Origin of the sequence: Streptomyces sp. ALI-76-A (assembly GCF_030287445.1) — a bacterium.
In the GTDB taxonomy this organism is placed as follows: domain Bacteria; phylum Actinomycetota; class Actinomycetes; order Streptomycetales; family Streptomycetaceae; genus Streptomyces.
Genome location: NZ_JASVWB010000004.1, coordinates 1,181,492 through 1,201,404, shown reverse-complemented (window position 1 = coordinate 1,201,404; position 19,913 = coordinate 1,181,492). Strand labels below are relative to the sequence as shown.

Here is a 19,913-nt window from a genome sequence, read left to right as displayed (position 1 = left end):
GGTCACTCCGTCTCGTCGGTGCGTGCGATTGCCGTTTCCTCGTGCCGCTCCCGTGCCGCGACCACGAGCTGCCCGAGGGCCAGTCCCCCGTCGCCGGGCGGTACCTCGCCGTGGCGCAGCACCGTGAAGCCGTCCGCGGCCAGCAGTGCCGTGCACTCCTGCTCCAGCAGACCGTTGGCGAACACACCGCCGCTGAGGGCGACGGTGGCCAGCCCGGTGTCGCGGCGCGCCCTCCGGCAGATCTCGGCGACGGCTCCGGCGACTGCCCGGTGGAACCGGGCCGCGAGCACGGGCGCCGGCGTGCCGCGACGCAGGTCGGCGACGAGGGCGCGCAGCAGCGGCGCGGGATCGCACCTCACGGGGGCGGATCCGGCCGCGAACCCGAAGGCGTACGCCGCCGTGTCCGCCTCCCACGCGACGGCCGCCGCGGCCTCCAGCTCCAGCGCGGCCTGCGCCTCGTAGCCCGCGCGATGGCACACGCCCGCCAGAGAGGACACGGCGTCGAAGAGCCGCCCCATGCTCGACGTGGGCACACACGCGACGTTGCTCGCCAACTGCCGTTCCAAAAGGGCAAGTTCTTCGTGTGAGCAGGCGGCGACACTGGGCAGTGCGGGCTGCCACCGCAGGCCGGCGGCCCACAGTCGGGCCAGTGCCGTGCGGCAGGGGTTGGCGACAGCAGCGTCCCCACCGGGCAGCGGGGCGGGGGTCAGGTGAGCGAAACGCCGGTAGCCGGAATAGTCGGCGAGCAGGACCTCACCGCCCCAGACCGTGCCGTCGTCGCCGTAGCCGGTGCCGTCGAAGGCGACGCCGATCACGGGCGTGGTGCCGTCGAGGCCGCTCTCCGCCATCGCCGAGGCGATGTGCGCGTGATGGTGCTGCACGAGCGCGGGCCGCGCCTGCGGCAGCTCGGCGGCGCGGCGGCGGGCCCACCGGGTGGAGTGGTAGCCCGGATGCCTGTCGGCGGCGACGAGTGCAGGGGTGACGCCCGTCAGGCGCCGCATGTGCCGCTCAGCGCGCCGGGCGGCCTCCAGGCCGGCGAGGTCGCCCATGTCACCGATGTGCGGGCCGAACCAGGCCTGATCGCCGTCGCCGAGGCAGAGCGCGTTCTTCAGGTCGCCGCCCACGGCGAGCGCGGGGCGGACCGCGAACGGGAGCCGCAGCGGACGTGGGACATACCCGCGGGAGCGGCGCAACACCTGCTCGGTGCCGTCGGCGCGTACCCGCAGCAGCGAGTCGTCGCAGGGCGAGACGATGCCGCGGTCGTGGACGAGCCAGGCGTCGGCCACCTGCGCCAGCCGGGTCAGGGCCTCGTCGTCGTCCGTGACGATCGGCTCGCCGGAGCGATTGCCGCTGGTCATGACGAGCGCGCGAGGGCCGGGGGGATCCCCGGGCAGTCCGCACAGCAGGGTGTGCACCGGAGTGTAGGGCAGCAGCACGCCGAGGTGCGGACTGCCGGGACACACCCCGGGCGCGAGCCGCAGTCCGTCCGGCTCGGGGCGTCGGCGCAGCAGCACGATGGGGCGGCGGGGGCTGGTGAGCACGGCCCGTTCGCCGACGGAGAGCAGGGCGATCCGCCGCACGGTCGGCAGGTCGGCGCACATCACCGCGAACGGTTTGCCGCCCCGCGCCTTGCGAGTGCGCAGAGCGGCGACGGCCCGCTCGTCGGTGGCGTCGCATGCCAGGTGGTAGCCGCCGACGCCCTTCACGGCGACGATCCGACCGGCCGCCAGCAGCCCGCGGGCCGCCGCCAGGGCATCCTCGCCCCGCGCCGGGCGGACATCGGTGCCGGCCGCGGGTACCAGGCGCAGCCGGGGCCCGCAGTCCCCGCAGGCCACGGGCTGGGCGTGGAAGCGCCGGTCGCCCGGGTCGCCGTACTCCCCCGCGCAGGCGGAGCACATCGGGAAGTCGGCCATGGTCGTCGCGGCGCGGTCGTACGGCATGGCTGTGGCGATCGTGAAGCGGGGACCGCAGTGGGTGCAGGTGACGAACGGGTGCCGGTGGCGGCGGTCGGCCGGGTCGGCCAGCTCCCGCAGGCAGTCGGCGCAGGTCGCGGTGTCGGGCGGGAGCTGGGTGCGCCCCGGTGACTGCTCGGTGCCCCGGATGGTGAAACCGTCGGCGGCACCTGTGGCGGGGACGTCCTCCACGCCGATACCCGTCACGGCGGCCAGCGGCGGCGGCTCCTGGGCCAGCCGGGAGCAGAACCCCGCGACGCCCGTGGGCGGCCCTTCCACCTCGATCAGCACACCCTGTGCGGTGTTGCTGACGAACCCGGCCAGTGCGAGGTCGGCGGCCAGCCGGTGCACGTACGGGCGGAACCCCACGCCCTGCACCGTTCCCCGCACGGTGATGCGACGGCGCACGGCCTCGGCGGCGGGCGCTGTCACGTGGCGGGGGCGGACGTGGCGTGCGGGTGCGGATGCCCCGGATCTGCGCCGGGCTCGTGGGTGTGCCCCTGCGACTGGGGCGCGAGGGGAGGCCGGTGTTCGGGCGCGCCGTACCGTACGGCGAGGGCACGTTCCAGGACGGTGTCGACGCCGTCGCCGGTGCGCGCGCAGGACCGTACGATCTCCACGCCCGGGTTGACCCGGTGCACATGGCTGCGGAAGGCGGCCTCGTCGAAACCGGCCGCTTCGGCCAGGTCTGTCTTGGTGACCACCACCAGATGGGCGGAGCCGAAGGCGGTGGGGTATTTCAGCGGCTTGTCCTCGCCCTCGGTCACCGCCATCAGCACGATGCGCAGGGTTTCGCCGAGGTCGTAGGACGCCGGGCAGACGAGGTTGCCGACGTTCTCCACGAACAGCAGCTCGTTGTCCTCGGGCAGCCATCCGTCGAGGTGGCCGCGTACCTGACGGGCCTCCAGATGACACAGTCCGTCGGTCAGCAACTGCTTCACCAAAGCCCCCGAACGGGCCAGTCGGCGGGCGTCGTTCTCCGTGGCCAGGTCGGCGGTGAGCGCGGCCACCGGGACACCCCGCCGCACCGCCCGGGCCAGTACCAGGCCGAGCAGTTCCGTCTTGCCGCTGCCGGGGCTGGAGAGCAGGTTGACCACGGTGACGCCCCGCCGCGTGAGGTCGTCGCGCAGGGCGGTGGCCAGGCCGTCGTTCTTCGCCAGGACGGCCTGTTTGACGTCGGCGGACTGACACATGCTCGCTGCTCCTCAAGGTCGGGACAGGGCTGGACGGGGCGGTTCGGACCGCCTGCCGGGTCGGGCATGGTCCGGCCACGGACGGGCCGGGCGGTCCGGGTCGGTCCAGCCGCGGGCCGCTACCGATCCTGCGTGCCGCCGGCCGTCTCGTGCGGGCGACCGGCCGGGCACGGCTCGGCGGATTCCTCCGGGCGGCCCAACGCAGGCGTTGCCGCTGGGTCGGCGAGCAGAGCCGGGACCATCGTGTGCAGCGCGGTGACGGCCCGGCCGACCGCCTCCCGTACGGGCGCGCTGAGCCCGGCGGTGATGTCCTCGTCGCCGGTCGGCTGCACAAGCGGTTCGCAGGCCAGCAGCAGGACGCGCGGCAGTGGCCCGTCGCCCAGGTGCGCGGCCAGGGCCAGCACCCGGGCCGGGTCCATGCCGTGGGCCTCGGGCGGGGCCGCCGCGGCGGTGGTTCCAGGAAGCTCCGGCTCGATCAGGGACAGGGTCCCGGGCCGGTGTCCGCGCGGAGCCGCGTCGACCAGCACCGCGGTGCGGTACCCGTCCAGCAGTTCGTAGGCGAGATCCAGGCCGCGGATGCCGAAGTCCTTGACCCGTACGCCGGGCGGCAGCGGGTGGTGGTCGAGGGCGCGGATCACCTCGGGGCCGAAGGCGTCGTCGGCGAGAAAGATGTTGCCGACGCCCGCCACGAGAAGGGGGGTGGAAGAGCTCACCGGCTGCCCCCGGTGACCGGTTCGCCGACGAGGGCCAGCGGCCGGGCCGAGCCGCTCGGCGCCTTTCGGACGAAGGCGGAGCGCAACGCATGGTAAGGGGCATCAGGGTCGAAGAAAATGCCTCGCATACGGGCCAGTTCCTCCTGCCGGTACTCGGCGAGCGGCCGTGCCGTCTCGTCGCGCCGGCGCGCCGCCGCCTTGGCCGCGATCCGCCGTCCGAGGTCCGGTGCGGCGGTGAGCGCCATCGCCAGCCGGTCCACCTCGGCGGTGAACTCCTGCGCGGGGACCGGCACCAGACGGTCCACCAGGCCGATGTCGGCGGCCGTCGCGGCGCTCACCGGCAGCGCCTGCGTCGTCAGCCGATCGGCCGTCTCGGCACCCACCCGGCGCGGCAGCGTGTACGTCCAGAACTCCGACCCGTACAAGCCCATCCGACGGTAGTGCGGATTGAGGACGGCGCCGGTGCGGCACCACACCTCGTCGGCCGCGAGGGCGAACATGGCGCCGCCCGCGGCCGCGTTGCCCCCCAGCGCCGCGACCACCAGCCGGTCGGTGGTGCGCAGCACCGCCTCGACCAGGTCGTTCATGGCGTTGAGGTTGGTCCAGGACTCTGTGGCCGGGTCGGCGGAGGCCTCGATGACGTTGAGGTGGATACCGTTGGAGAAGAAGTCGCGTGCCCCGCCCAGCACCAGCACCGAGGTGGGGCGGGCGAGCGCGTACCGGTAGGCGGCGAGCAGCCTGCGGCATTGGTCGGTGCTCATGGCCCCACCGGGGAACGAGAAGGCCAGGAACCCGACATCACCGTGCTGCCGGTAGCGGATGTCGGTCAGGGTGCGCCGCCCGGATGCGGGATCCAGCGGAGCCGCCACCTCCGGGAGCCACGTCGGCCGGTCACCGGGGATGCCACCCCGCGGGTGGGACGGAACCGGGATCGAGGCGAGCACGGAGGCCGCCGGGCGCCGGAACGGTGCCGGATCACCGGAGGCCTTGCGCAGTCTGAGTTCGGGGATCCAGACCGCGCCGTCCCGGGTGGCCCGGCACACCGCACCCGCGCGCGTGGCGAGCAGTTCTCCGGGGCGTCCGCGCAGTTCGTCCTCGATGTGCCCGCCGTGCAGGAACACCTCCCGGCCGAGAAGTTCGTCGCGCACCCCCGGCTGCGTGTCCGCCCCACGCAGCTTGCGCAATACCGTCTCGGTGCTGTCGCCCTCCCAGTCGATCCGCCGCAGTTCCTGACGGAAGGGATCGCGCCAGACCACATGGAACGACGGGTCGCTCTGCGGCCGCGGTTTGAACGAGCCGTCGCCGTACCGCCGCACGGCCAGCAGGACCGCGGCCACGGCGGCGTCGGAGACCTCATTGCGGTACAGGTCGCTCTTGCCCACCGGCGGCACGTCGAACGGCACCGCGGCCCAGACCGGACCCGCGTCCATCGCCGCCTCGGCCTGCAGGACTGTTACCCCCCACCGCGGCGCGTCCTCAGCGATGGCCCAGTCCAGGGACGACGGACCGCGGTCCCCGGGCGGCCCGGGATGCACGATCAGGCAGGTGTGCTCGCACCAGACGTCCTCGGGCAGGGCCGTCTTGAGCATCGGCGCGATGATCAGATCCGGGCGTACCTCGCGTACGGCGGTGCGGATGGCGGTCGCACCGTAGGTGGCGAGCACGACGTCCACCCGGTGTCCCAGGTCGGACAGTTCGGCGTACACACGCTGGGACAGGCTGTTGAACGCGCTCGCGACGAGCATGATGTCCATATGCGGCAGTGTTGCCGGTTCGATCGAGGCCCGGAATGACCCTCGCCGCGTTTCGCCGCCCCCGCCCGCACTGTTCCTCCATACGGTCGCCCGCCGCAGCCCACCGGGAGCCACTCGCCTGTCAAGGCAGGCCTCTCCGATCGGATCGCCGGTCCAGGAGTCGATGGCAGTGGCCGGTTCGTCGCCGCAGTGGGACAACGTGGTGGTCATGGTCGGAGGCTAAGTGAGCGTTTGGTTAGCCTATCGAATGGTTCATGCCGATTTTCGGCGGCCAGACACAACACCGAACCAAGCGAAACGCCGGATAAACGGCTTCTGCGGCAATCAGCCGACCACTTATGCGCCGGGTTCCTTGCAAAAGCTCCCGTCTCATTTAGAAACCCACCGGTTCACGCGAGATTGAGAACGCACGCCCCGGTGCACCCAACACCCCCGCACACGCCCTGCTCAGGCTGGCCGCCACCGCATACCCAGGCATCATGCAGCCCTTACGGCCCTACCCCAGCGACCTGTCCGACGCCCGCTGGGAACTCATCCGCCCCACCCTCGAAGCATGGCGCCAGGCCCGCAACGGCATCCGCAAACCCACCCACGACCTGCGCGCCCTGATGAACGCCATCCTCTACGTCGACCGCACCGGCATCCCCTGGCGCTACCTGCCCCACGACTTCCCACCCCACCAGACCGTCTACGGCTACTTCGCCCACTGGGAAGCCGACGGCATCTTCGACCAGCTCACCGGCCTCTTACGCGGCAAAGTCCGCCAGGCCGAAGGCCGCACCAGCGAACCCAGCGCCTGTCTGATCGACAGTCAGAGCATCAAAACCTCCGCCACCGTCCACCTGACCAGCCAAGGCATCGACCCCGCCAAGAAAATCATCGGACGCAAGCGGCACATCGTCACCGACACGCTCGGCCTCCTGCTGGCCGTCACCGTCACCGCCGCCAGCGTCCACGACTCCGCCGCCGGCACCCAACTCCTGACCAAAGTCCGCGAGCGCCACCCCACCATCACCAAAGCCTGGGCCGACAACGGCTACAAGACCAAAGCCGTCGAACACGCCGCCCACCTCGGCATCGACCTCGAAATCGTCCAACGGGACCCCACCACCCGCGGCTTCCACGTCCAGCCCCGCCGCTGGGTCGTCGAACGCACCCTCGGCTGGCTCATGCACCACCGCCGCCTGGCCCGCGACTACGAAACCCACCCCCACCGCTCAGCAGCCATGATCCAACTCGCCGCCATCAACCTCATGACCCGCCGCCTCACCCACGAAACGACCACCAACTGGCGCGACAGCTAAGCCAAATGAAACGGACAACCGAGAACCAAACGCTCACTTAGCAGCTCGGATTCTGCCACGGTTCCAGGGTCGACCCGAAGCGGGGAACCCGGCTTCACCAGCGGGTTCGGAAGGCGAGGACTGCCAGGATTGACGCGACTCCGCCGATCACCACCGCCACGTCAGGGACGAGTTGGAGACTACCGACCGTAATCCACTCCACACCGTGATCACAGGAGCAGGATGTCGCGTGTCCGAAGCCCCCTGACCTCCCCCGAAGGCGACGTAGGCGCTGCTGGGTCTGTTGCTCCATCCTGGCTCGGCGTAGGGGGAGCTTGCTCATCAGTGCGTATCGGTCCTGCGCTCTGCGACGCCTGCCTCGGCACGGGTGGCCGATGATACGACAGCGCCGTGTAGATGGCCGCAGTGGCGGCCAGGATGAGCCCGATCACCTCCATATCTCCATGGTGAGCCTTCTCGGCTCATGTCGAAAGCTGAGCCGCTGACCGGCCTCACGAAGGGGCGGCCGGCAGGCCGCCACAGCCGTTTGCCGTCTTCACGATGTGTGCAGGTTGGTTGAGCACTGCGCAGTTTCAGCCCGGATCCACCGGCTTGATGCCGGTGGATCCGGAAACGAAGAAGTGCCTTGCGACCTGCGATGATGGGGTTTGTCTAGGACCACATCAGGCACGATCGACAAGGCACTTCCGAGATGCAATCTTCCCATGCCGCGGCGGCAGTCTCATCCGCGTTCGACGATCCGAACCTGATCGCGTACGGCAGGCTGGAGCCGGTGGTGCGGCTGGCCGAGCGGTGCGGTCTGCCCGCGATGGTCGGGGAGATGGACCCTAGCCTCGCGCTTTCATGAAGCAGGCTGTCCGGCAGGTGGTCAGCTCAGCAAAAAGTGCCCCTGACCAGCAAGAATGAGGATTGTCGAGGTCCTTGTTCCCGCTGAAACCAGAGGCACTTTCCAGGTGAAGCAGCCTATAGGTTCCTATCCCCTTGTGCGTGTTCAGGGTGACGGCCGTCAGGTCTTCTCCCAGGCCGGGTCCGTCCTGCTGGTCGAAACGGTCCGCAAAGCCGGTCTCGACCGGGTGTTGTCCTCAGCGCTTGCTCCGTGGCGGAAGCCGCGGGCCGTCCACGACCCGGCCAAGATCCTCCTGGACGTCGCGCTGGCGGTCGCACTCGGCGGGGACTGTCTCGCCGACATCGCAACGCTGCGGGCCGAGCCGGCCGTGTTCGGGCCGGTCGCCTCCGACCCGACGGTCTCCCGCCTGATCGACACCCTTGCCGCCTCGAGCGAGAAGGCACTGACCGCCATCCGCGCGGCCCGGTCCGAAGTCCGCGTCCGGGTCTGGACGTTGGCCCGCGACCGGGCTCCGGACGCCGGTGGGCAAGTCACCGTGGATCTGGACGGAGTGCTGGTCATCGCCCACTCGGACAAGCAGGACGCCGCCCCGACCTGGAAGAAGACCTACGGTCACCACCCGCTGATGGGCTTCGTCGACCACGGCCCCGGTGGCACCAGTGAACCTGTCGCCTGCCTTCTGAGGGCGGGCAACGCGGGCTCGAACACGGCCGCCGACCACATCGAGGCCGCCCGCCTCTCCCTCGCCCAGCTGCCCACGAAGTACCGGCGCGGGCGACAGACCTTGATCCGCTGCGATTCCGCGGGCGGCACCCACGAGTTCGTCGCCTGGCTCGCCCAGCGCGGGCGTTGGCTGTCCTACTCGGTCGGCATGGTGATCACCGAGGCCATTCACCAGCACGTTCTGAAGATCCCGGCATCGGCATGGACGCCGGCCGTCGAGACCGGCGGCGAGGTCCGCGACGGGGCCTGGGTCGCTGAACTCACCGGCGACCTGCTTGAGGGCTGGCCGAAGGGCATGCGGCTGATCGTCCGCAAGGAACGGCCGCATCCCGGGGCCCAGTTGAGAATCACGGATGCGGACGGCACGCGGATCACCTGCTTTGCCACCAACACCGCCGGCCGTCCCATCGCCGAACTCGAGCTCCGTCACCGGCTGCGGGCCCGGGCCGAGGACCGCATCCGAGCTGCCCGCGCGACGGGCCTGCGGAACCTGCCCCTGCACGACACCGCACAGAACAAGGTCTGGCTGGAGATCGTCCAGATCGCTCTCGACCTGCTGGCCTGGATGCCCATGCTCGCCCTGACCGGCCAGACCCGGCTCTGGGAACCCCGCCGCCTCCGCTTCCGCCTGTTCTCCGCAGCCGCCCAGCTCGTCACCACCGGCCGGCGCCGCATCCTCCGCCTCGCCCGCCACTGGCCCTGGACCCGGGAGATCACAGACGCCCTCGCACGGCTCGCACTCCTGCCGAACCCGGGCTGACCAGCAGCTTCCCTACCCCTGCGAGTAGCACCACCCCACCCGGAGCAGTGGAACCCGGCGCCCACCCGACGCGACACTCGGGCCCACAGCCTGCCCGGCATCAGCCACCGAAAGCGAAACGGCCCACCGACTCCGTCGGCGGACCGTCACGAAAGATCGAGGCTAGTTGAGCCTGTCGGGCTGAACCGCCGAGAGCCCGCGGGGCAAAGCGCTGACTACGGGCGCAGGCGGCAGCTGGCGTTGCGCTGTTGCCGAGTGCCAGCGGCCGCCTCCCGGTCTCGTCGAAATCGGCATCCCGGCACGGCAGGCGCCTCCCGCAGTCGTGAACAACTGCGGGCGTGAGTCGTCGATGAAGCCATGCTTCCGTACGCCCTGGTCCAGCTCGCCGGTGTGCAGGACGATGGCGTCATGGGCAAGCACGACCAGGAGCAGGACGATGTTGCCGGACCGGCGAGGCCGTCGTTGACGACCGCGCAGGCCTGCCAGGTGACGGCCGGGCTGCGGGAGGCGATGGACGACGTCCGGCGCTCCGTGGCGGTGCTCGCCGCCCGGGTCCGCGATGCGCACGCCGTCCGGGTCTGGGTGCCGCTCGGCTACGGCTCGTGGGAGGCGTACTGCGCCGCGGAGTTCGGCGTCTCCCGTGCGCAGGTGTACCGGCTTCTGGATGTCGCCCGCGCCCTCGCCGCGACCTGGTCGATGACCTCGCCGCCGGCACGCACGCGATCGGGGAGCTGATCCTTGAAGTCGCCCCGGCGTACCTGTCCGACCGCGACAGCGGCCGTCAGCTCGAGGTCAGAGGAGGCTACCGACGATGGGGAGGCCACCGGTGAGGCCGCCGAGGGCGCCCGTGAGGCCGTCGAGTTGGGCGGGGGCGGCTGCTGCGGTGGTGGTGGTGGTGAGCATGAGGAGTGCTCCGGTCCCGAGGATGAGGGCGGCGATACGGCGCATGGGCGGGCCTTTCACGAGTGGCGAATGAGTCGCACGACGTATTCCCCCACTGCTGCGTGGAAATGTGCTGTGTCACCCGTACGTGAACGGCGAACGATGCGATGTGTCGGCTTCGCGTCAGTGAGGGTGTGGCAGTGAGCGCAGGCCAGGAAAGCCATGTTCCTGCTGGTGGTCGGTCTGTGGCTGTAGCTTGCGCCTGACGGGGGATGGCATTTTCGCGACCTGGCGGCTGTCATGAGGCGGCATATCGCCAGGTGGCTCACTGCCACGACGAGGGCACATCGCAGGCCCCCGCGCCGTGGCCGACGCCCTCGGCATCTCGCAGCGCACCGTAGAGCGGTACGTGAAGGACCAGATCCGCCGGCCCCGCGCCGACCTCGCACAGCGCCGTGCGCCAGCGCTGGCAGCCCCGCATCCGGGCCGAAGCCAGGAAGCAGGCCGCCACCACCACCGGCTGGTCGTCGACACCCGCGCCCGCTTCGGCTTCACCGCAGCTCCCGGCACCACCGACGACGCACGCATCCGGCACCTCACCCTCGCCCTGCCCCCGCAGTAGGCGGCCCGCCTCTTCGACGCCCAAGAGGCCGGCGCGAGCGAGCGGCAGCTGCGCGACATCGCCGCCGAAGGCCTGGGAGAGATGTACTTCCGCGACGGCGGCCGCCACGCCCACGGCCTGGAAGTGGAATTCACGGACGTCGAGCACGTCGAGTTCGGCCTGTAGGCGGTGCGGCGTGCTGCCTACAGGTCGAACAGGAGTCCCGATTGGGTGGTCGCGGGGCGCTGGGCGCATGGGGGTAGGGCCTCCTGAACAGCTCGTTGGTGTCGAATCACCGAGCAGCAGGAGGGCCCTGGTGCTGCAGTCTTCCGTGTCGGTGTCTGGTCAGTCCAGTTCGGTTTGCCCGGGAGTGTGACTGCCTGGCTCATCGGTTCGGAAACGCTGCTGGTCCCGGCAGCCGGGCTACCCGACCAAGGATCGAAACGGCGAGTAAGAAATCTGTTACTTTCTGTGACTGATTCCTGGTCCGTAAAGGATCCGGCGCGCGAAGGAACTGGAGGAATGATGGCCAAGCTCAAGAAGGCCGCGGCCGTAGCAGTCATGGTCGGTGGGATGGTCCTCAGTGGCGGGGTCGCCCATGGCGGCGATCACATTGGCAACTTCTGTACGGTGATCGGCCCTGACTCCGGCGATGACCGAGGGCAGGACAACCCGTCTGACGTCATTGTCGACAATCTGCAGGGCGTGAAGTGCAACCAGGACTTCGAGTTGGGTACGAGGCCGCTGCTCGACAACTGATTCCGGGGCCTCGTGAAGAGTCGGGTCTGGCGCCTTTGCTGCGAGGCCCGCTCCTCAGCCTTCGTCGACGATGACCGCGGTACCGACGACATCGGGACCGATTCCGGTCCCGTTTCGCTACACAAACCTGGGAGGCCGCAGCCCGCGAGGAGGGTCAGATTCGGAGGTACGCCGAGTGGGCTGCGACCTGAGCACCGACCGGATGCATGTGTAGCCGTTGTCTTTCCGATCTTGAGAGATGCGCGTCGAACGGGAGTCCCAATTGGGTGATCGTGGGGCGCTTGGCGCATACGGACAGGGCCTCCCGAACAGCAGACCAGCAGGATGCGATGTGCCGGTTTGGTGTCAGTGGGGGTTGGCAGTGCCGGGTCGTCAGTCAGGTGTATTTGTGCTGGTCGTGCGCCTCGGAGGCATGTCTCTTGCTGAGCTTGGTGTTTAACCTCGGCCGTTCACCTGACCCGCTGATCTTGGTTCATTCCCGGGACAGCAGGGCGGCCGCTCTTCACGCTTCGAGGTGTCGAGCAACGTCGCGTGAAGGAACGGCCGCTGGTGAAAAGTCTCGCCGCTGAACAGACCGCTGACGCCGCGTTGGGCGTCCTGTCCCACTTTCGTGTCCAGTTCTACGACTGCCTCTACACCCGGGCGGATGCGCTCTTCGAGCTCACCGACGCGGTGCTGTGCTCGGACGGCCCGGTGACGTCGCTGGTCGAGTTGACGCTCACGGCCAAGCACCGGCGCGGGCACGGGGCGATGTACGACGCGGTCAATCACGGCTGGCTCGAGCCGCGTCGCCTGCGTCGGCTGCTGGCCTCCACGCCACTGCCGCGTGCCGCCGACGGGCGGATCGTGCTCGCGGTGGACGTGAGCAACTGGCTGCGACCCGACGCCCCCACCAGGCCGGAGCTGAACCTTCCCCTTGATGTTGGACACCTGGAGACTGGGACGTGAGGTTCCAGAGGAAGTAGTGCCAGGTGGGAAGTAAGAGCAACCGCAGCAGGCGGTACACGGCGGAGTTCAAACGGGACGCAGTCGCTCTCGTGCACTCCTCCGGGAAGACCGTCACCGAGGTGGCCCGGCAGCTCGGGGTCAGCGCCGAGGGCCTGCGGAACTGGGTCAAGCAGGATGAGATCGACCGCGGGCAGGGGGCGCCGGGAGAGCTGACAACCGCCGAGCGCGAAGAGCTGCGCCGGCTGCGGAGGCTGGCTGCCGAGCAGGCGGAGACGATCGAGGTGCTGCGAAAACCGGCGGTCTTCTTCGCGAAGGAGAGCGATCGATGAGCGAGGTGTACGCGTTCATCGAGGCGGAGAAGACCACCCACCATGTTGCTCTGCTGTGCCGGCTGCTGAAGGTGGCCCGCTCCTCCTTCTACGCATGGCTGACCGGAGAGAAGACCAGGCGGGCGAAGCAGGCCGCGGACGACGTCCTGGCGCACGAGATCACCGTGCTGCACCTCGCCTCCCGCGGCGCCTATGGAGTGCCGCGCATCCACGCCGGACTGCGCCGGCTCGGACACCCCGTGAACCGCAAACGGATCGAGCGCGTCATGCGCGAACGCGGCATCAGTGGCGTCACACGGCGCAAGCGCCGCAGCCTGACCCGCCCGGCCAAAAGGGCGGTGCCCGCCCCGGACCTGATCGCCCGCGACTTCACCGCACCGGCGCCGGGGATGAAGCTCGTCGGGTCGGGTAGCCGGAGGGAACTTCCCCCTCCGGCTCCCACAGAACCGTGCGTAACAGTCTCCCGTTACACGGCTCTTGTCACCCTGAGCACCAGAAGTGGCGGGCAAACCGCCAGTGGAAGAACGTCCCTGGGTATCGCTGTGTGATGCCCTGGAAGCACTCCTTGGCCTTCTTGAAGCCCGCGAGCCGCTTGTACTTTCGGCGGATCCAGCGCACCAGATAGGCGTTGATGCGCCGCAGGAGGGGCTCCAGCCGCGGAGCGGTAGTACGCCCCGTAATACTGGATCCAGCCCCGCACGATCGGGTTGATGAACCGTGCGAGTTGAACGAAGGTATGGCGGGTGCGCCGATGAATACGCCAGCTGCGTACCTCGACACTCATTCTCTTCAAGGCATCCTTGCTGACCGCCGGCAGAAAGCACCGGAAGGTCGCCCCGTGCCTGCTGCGGGCCGCGCGGGCTCGGAACGTGAACCCCAGGAACGTGAACGACGTCTGCGCGTATACGCCCCGCCGGTTCGCGTCCTTGCAGTAGACGATCCGGGTCTTGGCCGGGTGCAGACGCAGCCCGACCTCCTCCATCCGGTTCCCGATCGCCTCGACCAGTCTCCTGGCCTGACGCTCGCTGACGCAGTGCACGACCGCGTCATCCACATACCGCTCGAACGGGATGTCGGGGAACTCCCGGGCCATCCACATATCGAACGCGTAGTGCAAGAACAGATTCGCCAACACAGGCGAGACCGCTGAACCTTGCGGGGTTCCGCGGTCCCGCTCCTGCAAGGTGCCGTCGGGCAATTGGAGCGGTGCCCGGAGCCACCGTTCCACATACAACTTCACCCAAGCGGCGTCGGTATGAGCCTCCACCGCCTTGACGACGAGGTTCCAGGGGACGCTGTCGAAGAACTTCTGGATGTCCAGATCGACCACCCAGTCCCTCTTCCACGCCCTCTCCCGGCATTTCTCCACCGCGTCCAGAGCAGACCGCCCAGGCCGATACCCGAAAGAATCGGAGTGGAATACCGGTTCCACCTTCCGTTCCAGTCGGGCGGCGACCACGGTTTGCGCAATCCTGTCCGCGACCGTGGGAACACCAAGAATCCTGACACCGCCATGCGACTTCGGAATCTCTACCGCTCGAACCGGAGGGGAAAGTAACTGCCCGAAGACATTCGATTGCAGACCTTGTAGAGGTTCCCCCTCAGATCCTTCTCGAACTCCTCAATCGTGCAGCCATCCACCCCCGGTGCACCCTTGTTCGCCTTAACCTTCTCCCATGCCTCCCATACTTCCCACTTCGAGATAGTGAACGACTTCTCTGACGCTTTCAGCGCATCCATGCGACTCCTCCCAGGGAACGCCTGGTTGATCGAACGAACACAGCCACGGATGACCCGGTCCCTTCGCTCCACCTCCATTACAGAGGCTTCAGCACTACTACGGACCGGTCCGCCAGCGAGCCCCACATCGGTACTCAACCCCTCACGGTTTCCGCCGTTTTGGGGCACTCCCTGCGATCGCCCATACGGGCAACTGCACGAGGCTCGCCTTCCCACGTTCCACGCGAAAGCAGCAGACCAGGCTCGCGTCGCCTCCATGCCGGGCACCATCTGGCCGGTAAATCGGGTTTCCGCCAGACTTGTCCTGGAGCCATATCTACACCCCCAGTTTCGATGCCGTCTGAATAGGTTTTCGACACGTCATCAGCGATTCGCTTGCGCTCGCCTTCCTGATCCCCACCTGACGCCTCACGGACGCCTTTTCCACATCGCTCACCACGACGGTCTTCAGCCAACGCAGCATGTGGCGGTTTGAAGCCTCCCCCCGCAGGGCGGCTCCGAAGGGCCTACCTTCATCTTTCACGCAGCACCGCATTCCAAAAGGGCACCTACCTGAACATCAATTACCCCTCTTCCTGCGTTCGTGGCACACTGACATCACCTATCTCCCGCTGGCCGACGGGAAGTTCCTGTATCTGGCCACGGTCATCGACCTCGCCTCCCGGCGCCTGGCCGGCTGGACGATCGCCGACCACATGCGCTGCGACCTCGTCGTCGACGCCCTGGCCGCCGCCGAGCGGTGCCGCGGCAGCCTCGCCGGCCGCCGTCATGCACACCGATCACGGCGCCCAGTACACGAGCAGAGCGTTCGCCGACGCCTGCCGCCGGGCAGGCGTGGTCCAGAGCATGAGCGCCGTCGGCAGCTCGGCGGACAACGCGCTCGCCGAGTCCTTCAACGCCACCTGCAAGCGGGAGACCCTCCAGGGCCGCAGGGCCTGGGCCGACGAGCGTGAAGCCCGCCTCGACCTGTTCCGCTGGCTGCACCGCTACAACACTCGACGCCGCCACTCCAGCCTCGGACAACGCAGTCCCATCGCCTACGAGACAGCACTCGACACAACATCAACTACCCTGGCCCAAGCCGCATAGCCCGTGTCCAAGATTCCGGGTGAAGCCCCGTGTCTCGACCACGAACTCCAGCCGGCTCAGATCCCTGGTCACGGCCAGCACATGGGTGGCGTCCGTGCGCTGCCGGTTACCCGCCTTGACCAGCCCGGCCTCCCGGCGGCCGTCAGCACCGCGTCGAACACCGCCCGGCCCGCATCCGACTCGGCCAGCCGGGCCCGGAACTCGCTGAGCAGGGAGAAGTCGAACCTCATGTCGGCCAGCTCCAGCGACAGGGCGTACTTCCAGTCCAGACGCGAACGGACCGCGTGCGCAGCCTGCCGGTCGGTCAGCCCCTCGGCGAACTGCAACACCGACACCAGCGCCAGCCGCGCCGGCGAGACCACCGGCCGCCCCCGCGCCGAGAACAACTCCTCGAAGTCGGCATCGGCGAAGACTGGCCCGAGCGCATCCCGAACCCGCATCACCAGACACCCCTTCGGAAATGCCGCACGCGCCAGCCGCCGGTCTCCTCCGGAGTCCCCGCCAGATCCACCCCACGCAACGACACGAACCCACCCCACGAACACGACGACGGCCTGCACAACCCCAACGGGGTCGTGCAGGCCGTCGTCACGCAGGCCCCCGGATTTACCAACAGCGTCCGGGTACGGGCGGGACCCTCGTCATTCAGAGCCTGCGGAAGGCGATCTGGTCAGGCCCAGGGGTTCACGGCCGTGAAGGAACTGTCGGCGCGGAAGGTGTCCGTGGCCTGGTACGGGTCCACGCGCAGCGCGTAGTTGTAGTGCCGGATATAGCGGCCGGGGAAGTTGTACGACTCCAGGCGGACTGAGCCGGAGGTCGTACCCGGTCGGGCGCAGTACGTGGCGTCCTTCTTGAAGATGTCGGTTCCGTTGCTCACGTCGAACCGGACCCGGAAGTCCCAGTGACGCAGGTAGCGGCCGGAGGAGTCGCGGAAGGAGTAACAGTTCGCGTCGGCCAGGCCCGGGACGATCGTCCAGGTGGCGCTCTGCTTGACGGCGGTGGTGCTGGAGGAGGTCACCGGGTCGGCGTAGGCGAGGCTGTCGGAGCGGACGACGCCGTAGCGGCCGGTGAAGTTGACCGACTGGAGCGAACGGGTCGTGTTTGTCGGCAGGGTGGCGCCGCCGGACACCGTCTCCTTGAGCACGGTCAGGTGGCGGACGGTGCCGCTCAGGCCGGGCAGTTCGGTGGGCGCGGACCAGGTGGCGAAGTTGTCGTAGCTGTCGCTGTACCAGTACTTGGTGTCGCGGTAAGCGTCGTAGTAGATCCGCCAGCCGCCGTTGTCGAGCTGGACGAGCGCGGGGCCCTCCACGAAGTCGCCGAAGCCCGTCCAGTTGCCGGTCTTCTGGAATGTGTACGGACCGGTGAGGTTGGAGGCGGTGGCGTACTCGATGTACTTCGTCGTCTCGTTCTTGGTGAACGCGTGGTAGGTGGATCCGATCTTGACGATGAAGGTGTCGATGTAGTTGGGGCTGATGCCGCTCAGCGCGGTGGGGGTGCTCCAGGCCGTGAGCGCGGCGTTTGTGGCGGTGAGCTTGTACGGCTTGAAGGTGAACTCGCCACCAGCGGTCGTGGACGCCGACAGGATGATGTTGACGCTGCCGTCGGTGTCGACGAACCACTCCGGCGCCCAGGCGCGGGCCAGGCCGCTGATCGGGACCGTGTAGTCGTACAGGAAGGTCCAGTTGAGGCGGTCGGTGGAGCGGGCGAAGCCGATTGTGGTGCTCAGCGCGGACCAGGTACGAGTGGTGTAGGTGAGGTAGTAGAAGCCGTCGGTGTGCTTGAAGATGCTGGGATCCCGGATCATCCCGGACGGCGGAACGTAGGCCGGGCCCTTTCGCAGGGTGAACGCGGTGGCGTCAGGCGAGTCGTACACGTACATGTTCGACTCGCTGTTGTTGGTGAACGCGGTCATCGTGTACCGCGTCGCCTGCCCGGCGGGCGGGGCCGCGGCTCCGGCCGTGCCGCCGAGGGCAGTGGTGAGGCCCAGCAGGGCGGCCACCGAGGTGAGGAGGGCGAGGACCGCCCTGAGGGTTCTGTCCAACACTGCTTGTCCCATTTCTGCGTGAACTGCCCAGAGGTTTTGGGTATGTTCGAAATATCGGATATTGTGCGCAACTTCGAGGCAGTTCCGTCGGGTGCCCCGTGCGTGGAGAGGGGGCGCCGGAGGGAACTACGCCGTCCGGGAGGTGGGTACCGCTCAGGAGGTGAGCAGCGAGAGGTTCACCGTGTTGGCGATGGCCTGCATGCCGGCGCTGTTGGGGTGCAGATGGTCGCCGCTGTCGTAGGCGGGGAGCAAGCGCGCCGGGTTGGCCGGGTCCCGGAGTGCCGCGTCGAAGTCGATGACCGCGTCGAAGGCGCCGCTGGTGCGAATCCAGTCGTTGACCTGGGCGCGGATGGCGGCCTTGGCGGCGGTCTGCGAGGAGTGCGGCAGGATGGTCCCGCCGATGATCCGGACACCGGCCGTGTGTGCCTGGTCGATCATGGTCTGGTAGCCGGCGATGATCTGGTCGGCGGTGACGCTGCTGTTGTTGATGTCGTTGATGCCCTCCAGCACGATGGCGTTCTTCACGCCCGGCTGGGTCAGGACATCGTGGGAGAACCGGGTCATGGCCGCGATGCCCTGCTGCGCGCTCGGGCTGTCGGTGACCACGCGGTTGCCGCCGATGCCCGCGTTGACCACGCCGAGGCGCTGGCCGCCGGACTGGGCCTGGAGCCGCCGGGCGAGGTAGTCGGGCCAGCGCTGGTTGGCGTTGTCGGTGGCGCTGGAGCCGTCGGTGATGGAGTCGCCGATGGCAACGACGGTTCCCTTGGCCGTGGGTGACACCACGTCGAGTCCCGCGACGTAGAACCAGCGGGCCGTGGTGGTGGTGAAGTTCGTCGCGGCCTCCTCGGCCGCGCGGTTGCCGGTGCCCGCGGCGGACAGGTAGGAGGTCTGGTGGGCGTCGTAGTGGTAGGTCGAGGCACCGGTGGTGTTCGGGAGATAGACGCTCACCAGCAGGTTCTGCTCCGCGACGACCGGCATCGCGATGACGTCGCTGGTCAGTTCCTGCCCGGCGGCGATGGTCGGCGCGGCCGACCGGCCGAAGGTGACGGTGCGCGTGGTACCAGCGACTGCGGTGGCCCCGCTGGACTGGACGGCCACCGTGACGGCACCGACCGAGAGGGCGGTCGTGCTGCGCAGGTTGGACAGCCGGATGCGCAGCCCCGCACCGGAGGTGTTGTTGTGGACGACCATCCGGATGGTCTGCGCGTTGAAGGTCTGGCCGCCGCTGACCATGGCCGGGCCCCAGGTCGCGGAGCGCGGGCGCTCGGTCAGGCTCCACTGCTGGTTGGTCTGGCCGTTGCAGGTGTACTGGATGAGCGCGCGGTCCTCCGCGGTGGAGCCGCTGGAGACGTCCAGGCACAGGCCGCTGCGGGCGGAGACGATCGCCGCGCCGTCGAAGGTCCAGCGCTGGTTGCTGCCGCCGGTGCAGGTCCACTGGATGATCCCGGTCCCTGGTGTCATGGAGCCGCTCTTGACGTCCAGGCACTTGCCGCTGTTGATGTTGACCAGCGAGAAGGTGCCGTCGCCGTGGTCGACTGCCTCCCACAACTGGCCGGGGCCCCCGGAGGCGGTCTTCTGCACGACCGTCGCGCCGTTGGCCAGGGAGTCCGACAGCACGGCGGCGTTCTTGCCGCTGTGCGCCGCCGTCAGCGCGTAGACGTGGCCGCCCTGCGGCGCGCCCGCGGCCGAGGCGTCTGCCGCCGGGACGAGGGCGAGTCCGGCGGCGGCCAGGCAGGTGGCGGATGCCGTGGCCGTGAGTCTGGCGGAGAGTCTTCGGAAGGTGTGCATGCGGCCCTTCTTTCTGGGTGGGGACGTGCGGCTCTCCCGCGTGGGGACGTGCGCGTCTTCTTCGTGGAGACGTGCGGGTCGAGGGGGCTGAGGCGCTCAGCAGGTGACGCTCCGCAGCGTCAACTGCTGGTCGAGCCGGCTTCCGCAGGTCTACTGGACCAGTACGGCCCCGTCGGCGGAGGCCGAGTCGGCGACCCAGGAGCCGGCGAGGTGGACGGTGGCGCCGGCCATGTCGCCGAGTGCGGGGAAGCCGTGTGCGCGGACGGCGTGAGAGCGGCGTTGATGTACGGCAGGAGTGGGGGCTTGGGTGAAACCCGTGAAGTACAGCCGGACGTTGATGGTGACGTGCTCGGAGAAATGATGGAATCAGGCACACGTTCTGGGGGGCGCGAGGTGCCCAGGCGCCTCGCGCCCGCAGGGGACCGCCACCGCTGCCCCTCGCAACAGGCCGAGGAGGAGCGAGACGCTGGCCGAGTCGGACGCCCCC

Annotated in this window: 16 protein-coding genes and 3 pseudogenes; 9 read left to right on the top strand and 10 right to left on the bottom strand. The window is 69.0% G+C overall.

Annotated features, from left to right (window positions below; all coding sequences use genetic code 11):
* Nucleotides 1–2 precede the first annotated feature (2 nt).
* The 4 genes from hypF to QQS16_RS41635 all read right to left on the bottom strand — a co-directional run bounded on the left by hypF (nt 3) and on the right by QQS16_RS41635 (nt 5,612).
* Complete coding sequence (gene hypF, locus QQS16_RS41650) at nt 3–2,384, bottom strand: carbamoyltransferase HypF (protein ID WP_286067845.1); 2,382 nt, start codon at nt 2,382–2,384, stop codon at nt 3–5.
* Entirely contained in the window at nt 2,381–3,145 is a 765-nt protein-coding gene (gene hypB, locus QQS16_RS41645; protein ID WP_286067843.1) for a hydrogenase nickel incorporation protein HypB, read from the bottom strand. The genes hypF and hypB overlap by 4 nt, the downstream gene beginning before the upstream one ends.
* A gap of 119 nt (nt 3,146–3,264) precedes the next feature.
* A complete protein-coding gene (locus tag QQS16_RS41640; RefSeq protein ID WP_286067841.1) occupies nt 3,265–3,858 on the bottom strand; it encodes a hydrogenase maturation protease in 594 nt (197 codons plus the stop codon).
* Nucleotides 3,855–5,612 (bottom strand): enoyl-CoA hydratase-related protein, encoded by a 1,758-nt coding sequence (locus QQS16_RS41635; protein WP_286067840.1) that lies wholly within the window; start codon nt 5,610–5,612, stop codon nt 3,855–3,857. Before QQS16_RS41635 ends, QQS16_RS41640 begins: the two co-directional genes overlap by 4 nt.
* 479 nt (nt 5,613–6,091) lie before the next feature.
* On the opposite strand from QQS16_RS41635, the gene QQS16_RS41630 reads away from it, so the two are divergent.
* From QQS16_RS41630 to QQS16_RS41620, 3 genes are all read left to right on the top strand, one after another.
* Nucleotides 6,092–6,916, top strand: a complete 825-nt coding sequence (locus tag QQS16_RS41630; protein WP_286059781.1) for an IS5 family transposase — start codon at nt 6,092–6,094, stop codon at nt 6,914–6,916.
* A gap of 953 nt (nt 6,917–7,869) precedes the next feature.
* Complete coding sequence (locus tag QQS16_RS41625; RefSeq protein ID WP_286067839.1) at nt 7,870–9,246, top strand: IS1380 family transposase; 1,377 nt, start codon at nt 7,870–7,872, stop codon at nt 9,244–9,246.
* Between the two features lie 357 nt (nt 9,247–9,603).
* Nucleotides 9,604–9,981, top strand: coding sequence for a hypothetical protein (locus tag QQS16_RS41620; RefSeq protein WP_286067838.1), 378 nt, complete (start codon nt 9,604–9,606; stop codon nt 9,979–9,981).
* Nucleotides 9,982–10,038: 57 nt separating this feature from the next.
* On the opposite strand, the gene QQS16_RS41615 is transcribed toward QQS16_RS41620, so the two are convergent.
* Entirely contained in the window at nt 10,039–10,194 is a 156-nt protein-coding gene (locus QQS16_RS41615) for a hypothetical protein (protein WP_286067836.1), read from the bottom strand.
* Between the two features lie 298 nt (nt 10,195–10,492).
* Between QQS16_RS41615 and QQS16_RS44200 the strand changes: the two genes are divergently transcribed.
* From QQS16_RS44200 to QQS16_RS41590, 5 genes and pseudogenes are all read left to right on the top strand, one after another.
* On the top strand, nt 10,493–10,750 hold the full coding sequence (locus QQS16_RS44200; RefSeq protein WP_502963981.1) for a hypothetical protein: 258 nt from the start codon (nt 10,493–10,495) through the stop codon (nt 10,748–10,750).
* A 501-nt stretch (nt 10,751–11,251) separates the two neighbouring features.
* The gene (locus QQS16_RS41605; RefSeq protein ID WP_286067835.1) at nt 11,252–11,488 is read left to right on the top strand and encodes a hypothetical protein; all 237 of its coding nucleotides are present in this window, start codon (nt 11,252–11,254) and stop codon (nt 11,486–11,488) included.
* A 588-nt stretch (nt 11,489–12,076) separates the two neighbouring features.
* A pseudogene (locus QQS16_RS41600) lies at nt 12,077–12,391 on the top strand (transposase); the annotation flags it as partial.
* A gap of 68 nt (nt 12,392–12,459) precedes the next feature.
* Nucleotides 12,460–12,765, top strand: a complete 306-nt coding sequence (locus QQS16_RS41595; RefSeq protein ID WP_286067833.1) for a transposase — start codon at nt 12,460–12,462, stop codon at nt 12,763–12,765.
* Entirely contained in the window at nt 12,762–13,313 is a 552-nt protein-coding gene (locus QQS16_RS41590; RefSeq protein ID WP_286067831.1) for an IS3 family transposase, read from the top strand. Before QQS16_RS41595 ends, QQS16_RS41590 begins: the two co-directional genes overlap by 4 nt.
* On the opposite strand, the gene QQS16_RS41585 is transcribed toward QQS16_RS41590, so the two are convergent.
* Together QQS16_RS41585 and QQS16_RS41580 are read right to left on the bottom strand one after the other, a co-directional pair.
* Complete coding sequence (locus tag QQS16_RS41585) at nt 13,232–14,266, bottom strand: reverse transcriptase domain-containing protein (protein WP_286068161.1); 1,035 nt, start codon at nt 14,264–14,266, stop codon at nt 13,232–13,234. The genes QQS16_RS41590 and QQS16_RS41585 overlap by 82 nt on opposite strands.
* Nucleotides 14,267–14,295: 29 nt before the next feature.
* Nucleotides 14,296–14,505 (bottom strand): hypothetical protein, encoded by a 210-nt coding sequence (locus QQS16_RS41580; RefSeq protein ID WP_286067830.1) that lies wholly within the window; start codon nt 14,503–14,505, stop codon nt 14,296–14,298.
* A 593-nt stretch (nt 14,506–15,098) separates the two neighbouring features.
* Here QQS16_RS41580 and QQS16_RS41575 point away from each other — a divergent pair.
* A pseudogene (locus QQS16_RS41575) lies at nt 15,099–15,594 on the top strand (IS3 family transposase); the annotation flags it as partial.
* A gap of 30 nt (nt 15,595–15,624) precedes the next feature.
* Here QQS16_RS41575 and QQS16_RS41570 read toward each other — a convergent pair.
* From QQS16_RS41570 to QQS16_RS41560, 3 genes and pseudogenes are all read right to left on the bottom strand, one after another.
* Nucleotides 15,625–16,133 (bottom strand): annotated as a pseudogene (locus QQS16_RS41570) (transposase); the annotation flags it as partial.
* A gap of 131 nt (nt 16,134–16,264) precedes the next feature.
* Nucleotides 16,265–17,635 carry a glycoside hydrolase family 43 protein gene (locus QQS16_RS41565; RefSeq protein WP_286068160.1) on the bottom strand — a complete coding sequence of 457 codons (1,371 nt, stop codon included), beginning with the start codon at nt 17,633–17,635 and terminating at the stop codon, nt 16,265–16,267.
* Nucleotides 17,636–17,791: 156 nt separating this feature from the next.
* On the bottom strand, nt 17,792–19,426 hold the full coding sequence (locus QQS16_RS41560) for an RICIN domain-containing protein (protein ID WP_286067829.1): 1,635 nt from the start codon (nt 19,424–19,426) through the stop codon (nt 17,792–17,794).
* Nucleotides 19,427–19,913 lie beyond the last annotated feature (487 nt).

Coding starts and splice junctions, on each gene's coding strand:
- QQS16_RS41580 (WP_286067830.1), bottom strand. CDS start 14,505: ATGGATGCGCTGAAAGCGTCAGAGAAGTCGTTCACTATCTCGAAGTGG.
- QQS16_RS41620 (WP_286067838.1), top strand. CDS start 9,604: ATGCTTCCGTACGCCCTGGTCCAGCTCGCCGGTGTGCAGGACGATGGC.
- QQS16_RS41615 (WP_286067836.1), bottom strand. CDS start 10,194: ATGCGCCGTATCGCCGCCCTCATCCTCGGGACCGGAGCACTCCTCATG.
- hypB (WP_286067843.1), bottom strand. CDS start 3,145: ATGTGTCAGTCCGCCGACGTCAAACAGGCCGTCCTGGCGAAGAACGAC.
- QQS16_RS41590 (WP_286067831.1), top strand. CDS start 12,762: ATGAGCGAGGTGTACGCGTTCATCGAGGCGGAGAAGACCACCCACCAT.
- QQS16_RS41635 (WP_286067840.1), bottom strand. CDS start 5,612: ATGGACATCATGCTCGTCGCGAGCGCGTTCAACAGCCTGTCCCAGCGT.
- QQS16_RS41630 (WP_286059781.1), top strand. CDS start 6,092: ATGCAGCCCTTACGGCCCTACCCCAGCGACCTGTCCGACGCCCGCTGG.
- QQS16_RS41560 (WP_286067829.1), bottom strand. CDS start 19,426: ATGCACACCTTCCGAAGACTCTCCGCCAGACTCACGGCCACGGCATCC.
- QQS16_RS41605 (WP_286067835.1), top strand. CDS start 11,252: ATGATGGCCAAGCTCAAGAAGGCCGCGGCCGTAGCAGTCATGGTCGGT.